Raw genomic sequence first — 7,010 nt, 5'->3', positions numbered from 1 at the left:
CCGACCACGACCCCGCCGTGCTGCTCCGCTGCGTCGCCTGATCGTCTCGGGTTCGATCACGTGTCGCCCGCGGGCGACGAGGAGTTTTCGATGCGTGTCCTGATCACCACCAACGAGTATCCGCCCTACGTCTATGGCGGCGCCGGCGTTCACGTCGAGTATCTCACGCGCGAGCTCGCCAAGCTCACCCAGGTCGAGGTGCGCACCTTCCACGACCAGACGCTCGACATGGATCAGCTCCATGTGCGCGGCATCAAGGTCGACACCACGATGTTCGCCGGCTGCCCGCAGTCCTACGTCTCGCCGCTGAAGGCGCTCTCCACCTGCCTCGGCTTCGTCGGGCAGGGGATCGGCAGCGAGCTCGGCGGCAATCTCGAGATCATCCACTGCCACACCTGGTACACCCACTTCTCGGGGCTGCTCGCAAAAATCCTCTACAACGTGCCGATGGTGATCACGGTGCACTCGCTGGAGCCGCTGCGCCCGTGGAAACGTGATCAGCTCGGCCACGGCTACGATCTCGCCAGCTGGATCGAGCGCAACGCGCTGGAGAACGCCGACGCCGTCATCGCCGTCTCCAAGAGCACCCGCGACGACGTCCTGCGGCTGTTCGACGTCGACGAGGACCGCGTCCACGTGATCCCGAACGGCATCGACACCGACGAGTACCGCCGCATCGAGAACCCCGAGACGCTGGTGCGCCTCGGCATCGATCCCGACCGCCCGTTCGTGCTGTTCGTCGGCCGCATCACCCGCCAGAAGGGGCTTTATTATCTGATCCAGGCGATCCCGCATCTCGATCCCGATCTGCAGGTGGTGCTGTGCGCGGGCGACGCCGACACGCTCGCCATGCAGCGCGAGATCGAGGACATGGTGGCGAGTCTGCAGCGTCGCCGGCCGGGCATCGTGTGGATCCCGAAGATGCTGCCGCGCGCCGACACCATCACCCTCTACTCGCACGCGACGGTGTTCTGCTGCCCGTCGATCTACGAGCCGTTCGGCATCATCAACCTGGAGGCGATGGCGTGCGGCACGCCAGTGGTCGGCAGCGCGGTCGGCGGCATCAAGGAGGTGGTGATCGACGGTGAGACCGGCCTTCTGATCGATCCCCAGCTCTCGCCCGAGCCGCCGCACGATCCGGTGGCGCCGGCCCGCTTCAGCAAGGCGCTCGCCGACGGCATCAACCGGCTGGTGCGCGATCCCGAGCTGCGCGCGCGGATGGCGGAGGCCGGCCGCCTGCGGGTCGAGCAGAATTATTCCTGGCAGAGCGTGGCGCGCCAGACCTACGACCTGTATCTGAGACTGCGCGGCCAGCATCGGCCGCTCTCTCAGTGACGGTCGAACGAGGACGGGCGTGACGGCAATTCTGCTCGGCGACATCGGCGGCACCAATGCGCGCTTCGCGCTCCTCTCGGAGGGGCTGATCGGTCCGGTCGACCGCCACGCGGTGGCCGACTACGCCTCGGTGAAGGACGCGATCGCCGCCTTCCTCGCCAGCCGCAGCGGGGCGTCGGGGCACGGGACGAGCGTGCGCGGCGCGGTGCTCGCGGTCGCCGCGCCGGTCGAGGGCGAGCGCAGCGCCTTCACCAACAGCCGGTGGGTGGTCGACGCGGTGGAGCTGCGCGCCGCCTTCGGCCTCGAGCGGGTGCTGCTCGTCAACGACTTCGAGGCGGTGTCGTCCTCGCTGCCGCATCTCGGCCCGAAGGACGTCCTGCGGATCGGTGGCGGCACGCCGCTCGCCGGCGCGCCGCTGGCGGTGCTCGGGCCCGGCACCGGGCTCGGCGTCGGCGCGCTGGTGCCGAGCGGCGACGGCTATGCGGTGGTGCCGACCGAGGGCGGCCACGCGACGCTGCCCACCGTCACCGAGCGCGAGGATGCGGTGCTCGCCGAGATGCGCCGGCGGTTCGGCCACGTCTCGGCGGAGCGGGCGCTGTCCGGCATGGGGCTCGAGAATCTCTATGCCGCGATCGCCGCGCTCGATGGCGCCGAGGTCGCCACCCGCTCGGCGCCCGACATCACCAAGCTCGCGCTCGAGGGGGCCTGCCCGACCTGTCGCGCCGCGCTCGCCATGTTCTGCGCGCTGCTCGGCACCGTCGCCGGCGATCTCGCGCTGATGTTTCGCGCCCGCGGCGGGGTTTTCGTGGCGGGCGGCATCGTCCCGCGCTTCACCGCGCTGTTCGCCGATTCGGAGTTTCGCACGAGGTTCGAGGCCAAGGGCCGCTTCCGCCCCTATCTGCAGGAGATTCCGACCAGCGTGATCGTCCACCCGACGGTCGCCTTCATCGGCCTCTCGGCGCTCGCCCGCGGGCATTTCGACGTGGCGTGATCGCCCGCGGCCCGTGCAACGCGCGAAAAGTCTGGCGACCCCGGCAGGATTGACCTATCCGTGGAAGATCAATGGTTTCCGATGGCGAACCTTTGACGAACCTTCCCGCTCATTCCCGCCTCGCTTTGCCGGACGGCATCAAGCGGACCGGTCGCGTCCAGCGGTCGATCGCCGCTTGGGCGAGGCGGCGCTGCTCGGCATCGCGGGTGTAGCGCTCGGCCTCCGCGAGCGTCCGGTGGCCGAGGATCGCCATGATCTGGTGAGCCGTGCAGCCGGCATCGGCGAGGCAACGGCCGGCGGTCTTTCTCAGCCCGTGCAGTCGGCAATCGTTCGGCAGCTCGGCATCGGCGATCGCATCGGCCATGAGGTTGCCGAAGGATTCGGTGGTGTACGGCGTGCCGTATTCCGTCGCGATCATCGCCGGGCCGTGCCGGTGCGTCTCCGCCAGGATCGCGCGGAGATCCGGGTGGGCAGGAATCCACAGTGGGGCGCGAGTTTTTTCCTGGACGACGGCGATGCCGGTGCCGTCGAACGCGCTCCACCGCATCGCCGCCAGGTCGGCGCGGCGCTGGCCGGTATAGAGCGCCAACGCGAAGGCGAGCCGCTCACGGGTGCCGACCTCCCACCAGTCCTCGAAGCGCTGCAATTCGGCGTCAGTCCAGCCCCGGTGACCACGGAGCGCTGGCCGATACTCGACCCGATAGGTCGGGTCGTGGTCAATCCAGCCGAGATCGAGTGCGACGAGGCACGCCTTGCGCAGGAATTTCAGTACGGCGTGTCCGGCGTGGGGCGTGGCCGCGTAGGTGCCGATGATGCGCTTGACGTCGGCCCGGGTGATCTCGGCGACCGGCGTGCCCCCGTAAAGCCGCGAGGCCCCGGTGGCAATCGGAGAGGACAGAAACCGCTCGGCCACGCCGGTCTGCTGGTAGGCCGACGACGGGCGCAGGGATCGCCACTCGTGGGTGCGCTGGATCTCGACCCAGGCATCTCGGAGTGTCGGCATGCCTTGCGGTGACGACGGCCGGCGCACGCCGGCGGATGCTTCGGCATAGGCCGCGGCGAACTCGGAACTGCCGGGGAGCCCCGGCAGTTCACGCGACGGAAGGCCCTTCCGCCGGAACCGATAGCGGATTCGGCCGTGCCGATCTGGGTAGGCCGTTACGTTCGGCGGGAGGTCGTCGTGCATCGCGGCGCCCAATCTGCGCCGTCCAGGTAGCGTCGTCCAGCCGGCTCAGCGAGGGCATCGATCGCGAGGTCGAGCCGGCGCAGGTCCCATATGACACGACCGTCGATCCGAAACGGGGGCGGCATGCGACCGTCCCGGACCATCTCGTCGAATTTCGTCGGTCCGATGCCGACATAGCGGGCCGCTTCCTCGCGCGACAGCCCGCGCCGCGGCTCGGTCACGACCCGGACTGGCGTGATAGGCGCGTCTTCGGCAGGGATCCGCTCGCGAGGCCGGGGCATGCTCAGGCTGCCTCCTCGTTCCGCCCGAGCCCGAACCGCTCGCGCAGCTCGGCCTCGTGCCGGTGCACCCAGCGGAGCGTGCGGGCCGCGGCGTCGAGAACCGGGATTCTCTGTTCGATGATCGCGAGCATTTCGGTTGGGCGGGCCTCACGCCCGGTCTTCCGCCGCAGCACCTCGAGGTGGCCGCGGTCGTTCTCCGCGGCGAGTTCCACGGCGTCGACCTGGGCCGCGATCGAGGGGCGATCACCCATGCTCGGCGTCCCGAGCATCTTCGGGCTGTTCGGACAGCCACGTCCGTGCCGCCGCGCAGGCCTCCGCACGGGACTCGTCGTCTGCGTACAGCACCGCCCGAAGCGCCATCTCGAGATCATCCGCTCGCGCGCGGAGTGCGTCGCGCTCGGCCTTGAACCGATTGCGCTCGACGGCGAGGGCGTCCACGATCAATCGCGCCCCGCGCAATGCGCATGCGATCTCGTCGCTCATGCCGCAGCCTCTCCCTGCTCGGCATCTCCGCTCGCGCGCGCGTCGACTTCTGCCGCCTCGGTTTCGCCCGAGGATGCGGAGCACGCCTCGTTTGCGGCGTCGGCGCTGCCGTCCAGCGACGCGGCAAAATCGTCGAGCGCTTGTGCGGCGGAGCGCGGCGGGGTGACGTCGCGCATGTCCCTTCTGCTCTCCGGCTCGATCTCCTCCAGCACCGGCATTCCGAGCATCACCTCGGGGCAATAGAGCCGGACCAGCATTGCGGCCGAACGCCAGCGAAGCATGTGCTCGGGCATCGAGGCGTACTTCGGATTCTTCGTCCATCCTTCGGCCTTGGCCATCGCCATGTCTGCAGTCACTCGGACCTCCTCGCCGCTGTCGGAAAGAACGGCCTTGGCCGTGACGCCGAGCGTCTGGCCGGCGCCGGTGGTCTCCCACGTGATGCGGCTTTTGAACACGCCGGCCTTGTTCGCCCGCGCGATCACGTACTCGGTCTTCCAACCCGGCCGGCCGCTGACCACGTAGATGTTCTGAAAGACGGTCAGTGGCTCCTCGTTGAGCCGGCGCGCGATCTGATAGGCAATGAGGCAGTCGGCGACGTTGCCACGAAGATGCGGCGGCACGAGGCTGGACGAAGCAAACACCTTCGCGACGCGCTGCGCATGCTCGAACGTGGCCGCGTCTGCGAAGACGTCGCCGGCCGGCGCAATCTGGCGTGCGGTGGTGGGCGCGGGAAGTGACGCGGTGTCGGTGGTCATCAGGCTGCTCCTCTCGATCGAAGGTCGGATACCCGAAGGACCCTCATGTCCTTCGCGGGGATGATCGTCTCCTTGCGGTGCTGTGTGCGCCAGGTCACGCGCCAACCCGGCAGCCTGCCCTCCGGCGCATCGCCGAGTGCGCTTTTCAGCTCGGTGTCGATCGCGTCCTTTTCTGCTTCCGCGGCGCGAATGAGCGTCGCGAGCTCGATGCGGCGCTCCAAGATTTTTGGCAGCCGGTTCGAGTCGCTCAGATCGATCGGCTCGCCCCGCTCGTGCGGGAACATGGTGGAGAGCACGGCTCCGTCCCTGGTGAAATCGGCCGGAGGTTGTGTGCCGGTCTCTACGGCGGCCCAGAAGCCTCGGACCTTTTCGATGATCTTCCTCTCGGCGTCGGGGTGCCGCGGCACGTCGTAGATGTGGATCGGAAAATCGCGTGACCTCACGAGCACGGCAACAGCACCCCAGGACGCGCCGGTGAGCATCATCTGCACGAGACACTGCAGCGTCCACGCCATCGGCGGCCCGCCGTTCCAATCTCGATCGAAGACGACCGGATCGGCCGTCTTGGTCTCCAGAATGCCGGGACCACGGTCGTCCGTGGCATAGAAATCCGGGGTGGCGGCCAACCGCAGGTCCGGAGCCCGCACATACTCGTTCGCCTTGCCGATCTTCCATTGCGGCCGCTCCTCGGCGACCGCGATGGCGACGCCCGGTTCCAAAATGCGGCCGGCGCGCATCGCCGCGTCGTCGGCGCGGTCGACGCCTTCGCCGACCTTGTCGGCATAGACCTGGAGGGCGCTTCGGTATGGATGGCAGCCGAACAACGCGCCGATGTCGGAAGCCGTCACGTCGTGACGCCGAAGCTCCAGCCACTCGGCGCGAGACGAGACCGAGATGCGCTCGATGTTTTCGATCTGATCCATGCGCGCTCCTGATCACGCCGCCTCGGGCGGCTCGGGGTCGGTGGTCGTGTAGACGGCGCACTCCCGGCGTTCGCTCGCCCAGCGCGGCGAGACGTTCCACCACGGCGAGGCTGCATCGAACCGCCGGGGCACGAGACCGAGCGCCTCGCGGAACCAGCGGACGTTTCGGACGGCGTCGAGGTCGACGATCGGCGTCGGCTCGGCCGGGCGGGGCGCTTCCCGGCGCGGGCGACCGCCCGGTCGCAACAGGACGATCTCCGCGCTCGTGCCGGGCGTGGTGCGGGCTTTGGTCATCCGATTGCCCCTCCGAGCAGCATGTGCAGGGCGATCGCGCCGACCACCATGCCGGTCATGCCGATCGTGATCAGGACGAGTTCGGCCCAGGTCCAGGGATCGGACAGGTCGGCGAGGACTTCGGCGAGCAAGGTGCGATCCATCAGACCCGAGCCTCCCACGCTGCATCCGCGCCGCGGCTGGCCGCGAGGTCATCCATGCGGTCGATGATCTTCTCGGCGATCCGGTCGGCCTCGTCTTCGAGGCCCTCGCAGATCGTGCGCCACAGGTAGGCGTCGACCCGCTGGTCGAGGTGCACGCGGCGGCTCTCGGCCTCCCACCCGATCTTCCCGTTGTGCCCGTCGAGCACGATCGCGATGACGCCCCAGTCGTGGGGGCCGGTGTAGGTGATCTCCGCCCACCCGCTGACCATGCCGGCAACCGTATCGTCGTCACGCCCGCGAAACACGGGCAGTTCCTCGAAGTGATAGCTGAGCGTGTCGCGCATCTCATCACTCCGCTTCGACCGGCTGCCCGCTCTCGTCGAGCGAGTACCAGGTCATGGGGTTGAGGCCGTCGCGCCCGACAATGCCGGCCCAGGCGTGAGTGATCGCGCCATCGCCATCTCGGCGATCGAGATGCAGGGATGCCCCGACCACGCCGCGAGCGCGCCCATCTGGACCGCTTGCATGGGCAGTGGCTGTGGAATGTAGAGCTTCCGCCGCGCCCTGATCGCCGGTGGCGGAGGCCGCGCCCCAATCGCCAGTGGCGGAGGCCGCGCCC

General features: G+C 68.9%; 11 protein-coding genes. 2 read left to right on the top strand and 9 right to left on the bottom strand.

Going from position 1 to position 7,010, the window contains the following annotated elements:
- Window positions 1–90: 90 nt before the first annotated feature.
- Entirely contained in the window at window positions 91–1,335 is a 1,245-nt protein-coding gene (gene glgA / locus A33M_RS21360; RefSeq protein ID WP_008391875.1) for a glycogen synthase, read from the top strand.
- A 19-nt stretch (window positions 1,336–1,354) separates the two neighbouring features.
- Window positions 1,355–2,326, top strand: a complete 972-nt coding sequence (gene glk, locus A33M_RS21355) for a glucokinase (protein ID WP_008391873.1) — start codon at window positions 1,355–1,357, stop codon at window positions 2,324–2,326.
- 109 nt (window positions 2,327–2,435) lie between these two features.
- On the opposite strand, the gene A33M_RS21350 is transcribed toward glk, so the two are convergent.
- The 9 genes from A33M_RS21350 to A33M_RS25145 form a co-directional block, all read right to left on the bottom strand.
- Window positions 2,436–3,524, bottom strand: a complete 1,089-nt coding sequence (locus tag A33M_RS21350) for a tyrosine-type recombinase/integrase (RefSeq protein WP_157223614.1) — start codon at window positions 3,522–3,524, stop codon at window positions 2,436–2,438.
- A gap of 271 nt (window positions 3,525–3,795) precedes the next feature.
- Entirely contained in the window at window positions 3,796–4,062 is a 267-nt protein-coding gene (locus A33M_RS21340; protein ID WP_008391869.1) for a hypothetical protein, read from the bottom strand.
- Window positions 4,037–4,276, bottom strand: coding sequence for a hypothetical protein (locus A33M_RS21335; protein WP_040622453.1), 240 nt, complete (start codon window positions 4,274–4,276; stop codon window positions 4,037–4,039). The genes A33M_RS21340 and A33M_RS21335 overlap by 26 nt, the downstream gene beginning before the upstream one ends.
- Entirely contained in the window at window positions 4,273–5,031 is a 759-nt protein-coding gene (locus tag A33M_RS21330) for a hypothetical protein (RefSeq protein WP_008391868.1), read from the bottom strand. Before A33M_RS21330 ends, A33M_RS21335 begins: the two co-directional genes overlap by 4 nt.
- Window positions 5,031–5,954 carry a YqaJ viral recombinase family nuclease gene (locus tag A33M_RS21325; protein WP_008391867.1) on the bottom strand — a complete coding sequence of 308 codons (924 nt, stop codon included), beginning with the start codon at window positions 5,952–5,954 and terminating at the stop codon, window positions 5,031–5,033. The genes A33M_RS21330 and A33M_RS21325 overlap by 1 nt, the downstream gene beginning before the upstream one ends.
- 12 nt (window positions 5,955–5,966) lie before the next feature.
- The gene (locus A33M_RS21320) at window positions 5,967–6,248 is read right to left on the bottom strand and encodes a hypothetical protein (RefSeq protein ID WP_008391866.1); all 282 of its coding nucleotides are present in this window, start codon (window positions 6,246–6,248) and stop codon (window positions 5,967–5,969) included.
- Window positions 6,245–6,391 (bottom strand): hypothetical protein, encoded by a 147-nt coding sequence (locus tag A33M_RS24315; protein WP_008391865.1) that lies wholly within the window; start codon window positions 6,389–6,391, stop codon window positions 6,245–6,247. The genes A33M_RS21320 and A33M_RS24315 overlap by 4 nt, the downstream gene beginning before the upstream one ends.
- Window positions 6,391–6,735: a hypothetical protein gene (locus A33M_RS21315; protein ID WP_008391864.1), complete on the bottom strand. Its 345-nt coding sequence runs from the start codon at window positions 6,733–6,735 to the stop codon at window positions 6,391–6,393. The genes A33M_RS24315 and A33M_RS21315 overlap by 1 nt, the downstream gene beginning before the upstream one ends.
- 4 nt (window positions 6,736–6,739) lie before the next feature.
- The coding region (locus A33M_RS25145) for a hypothetical protein (RefSeq protein ID WP_040622452.1) at window positions 6,740–7,010 on the bottom strand (271 nt) is incomplete at its 5' end.

The sequence above is a fragment of the Rhodovulum sp. PH10 genome, from assembly GCF_000293785.1.
GTDB lineage: Bacteria > Pseudomonadota > Alphaproteobacteria > Rhizobiales > Xanthobacteraceae > Rhodoplanes.
Note: the sequence above shows the minus strand (reverse complement) of the source record. Positions and strands in the feature narration are given on the sequence as shown.

Bases quoted from the DNA above. Each gene is read 5' to 3' on its own strand.
- glgA (WP_008391875.1), top strand. From the start codon at position 91: ATGCGTGTCCTGATCACCACCAACGAGTATCCGCCCTACGTCTATGGC.
- A33M_RS21340 (WP_008391869.1), bottom strand. From the start codon at position 4,062: ATGCTCGGGACGCCGAGCATGGGTGATCGCCCCTCGATCGCGGCCCAG.
- A33M_RS21335 (WP_040622453.1), bottom strand. From the start codon at position 4,276: ATGAGCGACGAGATCGCATGCGCATTGCGCGGGGCGCGATTGATCGTG.
- A33M_RS21330 (WP_008391868.1), bottom strand. From the start codon at position 5,031: ATGACCACCGACACCGCGTCACTTCCCGCGCCCACCACCGCACGCCAG.
- A33M_RS21325 (WP_008391867.1), bottom strand. From the start codon at position 5,954: ATGGATCAGATCGAAAACATCGAGCGCATCTCGGTCTCGTCTCGCGCC.
- A33M_RS21320 (WP_008391866.1), bottom strand. From the start codon at position 6,248: ATGACCAAAGCCCGCACCACGCCCGGCACGAGCGCGGAGATCGTCCTG.
- A33M_RS24315 (WP_008391865.1), bottom strand. From the start codon at position 6,391: ATGGATCGCACCTTGCTCGCCGAAGTCCTCGCCGACCTGTCCGATCCC.
- A33M_RS21315 (WP_008391864.1), bottom strand. From the start codon at position 6,735: ATGCGCGACACGCTCAGCTATCACTTCGAGGAACTGCCCGTGTTTCGC.